The following is a 2,227-nucleotide window of genomic DNA, read 5'->3' on the forward strand; positions in this document are numbered from 1 at the left end:
GAATCCCGTTGGTTCCCAACGCCCGCCGGTTCAAGGCGGGTCACCGCATCCGCGTGACGCTCACCAGCGACGACCAGGACCCTTCGATGCCGGCGATCATGAAGTTGCGCCATGCCAGCGTCGGCACCTCCAGCCTGAACACGGTGCGCTCCGCGTCGCGGCTGTTGCTTCCGGTGCTCGGGGGGCATTGATGAACGGGTAGTGATCATCTATCGTCCCGGGTAGCCGATCGGCTAGTCTTAGGCCGGCGGCTTGAAGGAGCGCAAGCAATGGCCGGGTTCGGCGTGGGTGTCATGCACAACACCATCAATTCGCGGTTCGGCCCGAAGCCATTGATCCGCGCCGACTATTTTACCGGCGTGGCCTGCGGCGCCGACTCCTTCTGGGTGGCCGACCATCTCAATTCGGTACTGCCGCCATCGATGTGGACGCCCAAGCACGTGGGCGCGGCCCGGCTCATCCCCAAGATGGACGCCCACCTGGAGCCGTGGACCATGCTGGGATACCTCGCGGGCCGCAACCGGCTCGGCCGGATGCGCCTCGGGGTGGCCGTCACCGACACCGGCAGGCGTAATCCCGCCGTCACCGCCCAGGCGGTCGCCTCGCTGCACCTGCTCACCCGCGGCAAGGCGGTGCTGGGCATCGGTACCGGCGAGCGGGAGAGCAACGCGCCCTATGGCGTGGACTGGTCGAAGCCGGTGGCGCGCTTCGAGGAGGCGGTCGCCACCATCCGTGCGCTGTGGGACTCACGTGGCGAACTGGTCAGCCGGGACTCGCCGTTCTTCCCTTTGCACAAAGCGACTTTCGCCCTGCCCCCGTACAAGGGCAAGTGGCCCCCCATCTGGATCGCTGCCCACGGTCCGCGGATGATGCGCGCCACCGGGCGCTATGCCGACGGCTGGTTCCCGGGAACCACCCGGGCGACCGAATACGGCGAGCAACTCGACATCGTGCGCAGCGCGGCTTCCGATGCCGGCCGCGACCCGATGTCCATCACCCCCGCGCTCATCCGATTCATCGTGACCGGGCGGTCCCGCGACGAGATCGACCAGGTCGTGGAGTCCGACATCGCCAAGGTGTTCACGCTCAACTCGCCCGCCAAAGACTGGGCGCGCCACGGCGCCCAGCACCCGATGGGCGCCGATTTCACCGGGGTGCAGGACCTGATGCCGCAGACAATCGACGAGCGGACGGCCCTGTCGTACGCGGCCCAGGCCCCGGCATCGCTGGTCCGCGAGTTGTTCGCGGTCGGAATGCCGGACGAGGTCATCGAGCAGATTGCCGAGTTCCGCGAGAACGGACTGCGCCATGTGGTGGTGGGCAATGCCGGTGCGATTCAACCGAGTTTGCGCAAGAGCGCGGCGGCGACCGCGCCGTACATCAAGGTCGTGCGCGGCCTGCGGAAGTTATGAGCGAGGAGCCGCGATGCCGATGATCGACCTGACGTTCGTCCGCGGCGCCGTTGACGATCGCGCCCTGAGCCACTTGACCGAGGAGTTGGTCGCCGCTTTGCTGCGCGCCGAGCGCGCCCCGGACACCCCGTTCTTGCGCGATAACACCTGGGTTTACACGCATGCGATCGACGCGGCGGAGCTCTCGGTGGGCGGGCGCGGTCCCGGTGCGCCGCGTTTTCGGGTCGACGTAACTGTTTTCGCGGGAGCGCTCGACAAGGACCGCAAGGAACAACTCGCCGCGGACGTGCACGCGGCGGTGTGCGCGGCGGCGGAAATAGATCCGCGGGGCGAGCGGGCTTTTCACGTGTGGACGTTGATACACGAGATCCCAGAGGGAAATTGGGCCGGCGGCGGCCAGATCATCTACTACCAGCAAGTGAAAGGGCTGGTTTCCGAGGACTGATGACCGCGGTCACCGCAGCACCGATGCGTCCGAGCCCGCCTCGTCGAGAACACGTTGCTTTTGCTCGGCGATGACCTGATTGAGGTAGGACGCCTTCGGCCATCCGTAATACGCGGCGAAATGCAGTGCCAGCTCGTCCACCTCGTCAAACGAGACGTCACCGCTTTTCAGAGCGGCGTAGACGTGGGACATGATCGGGTATTGGGCGTCCTGGAATCCGACGCACGCCAACGTGATCAGGCGGCGCTCCTTCATGCCCAGCCCGGGCCGCAACCACATCTCGCCGAAGACGAAGTTGAGGATGCCCGCTCCCGAATACGGGTTGTCTCGCGTGGGCGCGAAGGGCAGGCCTGTCTCTTATACACATCTG

2 protein-coding genes and 2 pseudogenes are annotated in these 2,227 nt (G+C 66.3%); 3 read left to right on the plus strand and 1 reads right to left on the minus strand.

All coding sequences use genetic code 11. The annotated features are described in order from the left end of the window. From WU80_RS24575 to WU80_RS24585, 3 genes and pseudogenes are all read left to right on the plus strand, one after another. A pseudogene (locus WU80_RS24575) lies at positions 1-191 on the plus strand (peptidase S15); the annotation flags it as partial. 78 nt (positions 192-269) lie between these two features. Further along, positions 270-1,412, plus strand: a complete 1,143-nt coding sequence (locus WU80_RS24580; RefSeq protein ID WP_055405680.1) for an LLM class flavin-dependent oxidoreductase — start codon at positions 270-272, stop codon at positions 1,410-1,412. A 13-nt stretch (positions 1,413-1,425) separates the two neighbouring features. Beyond that, entirely contained in the window at positions 1,426-1,857 is a 432-nt protein-coding gene (locus tag WU80_RS24585) for a tautomerase family protein (protein WP_055405681.1), read from the plus strand. Between the two features lie 9 nt (positions 1,858-1,866). Here the strand turns inward: WU80_RS24585 and WU80_RS24590 are convergent. Further along, positions 1,867-2,205, minus strand: a pseudogene (locus WU80_RS24590) (carboxymuconolactone decarboxylase family protein); the annotation flags it as partial. Positions 2,206-2,227 lie beyond the last annotated feature (22 nt).

The sequence above is a fragment of the Mycobacterium sp. UM_11 genome, assembly GCF_001414075.1.
Lineage (GTDB): Bacteria > Actinomycetota > Actinomycetes > Mycobacteriales > Mycobacteriaceae > Mycobacterium.

What these genes read in the sequence shown, in the direction of transcription:
- WU80_RS24580 (WP_055405680.1), top strand. Translation starts at nt 270, where the DNA reads ATGGCCGGGTTCGGCGTGGGTGTCATGCACAACACCATCAATTCGCGG.
- WU80_RS24585 (WP_055405681.1), top strand. Translation starts at nt 1,426, where the DNA reads ATGCCGATGATCGACCTGACGTTCGTCCGCGGCGCCGTTGACGATCGC.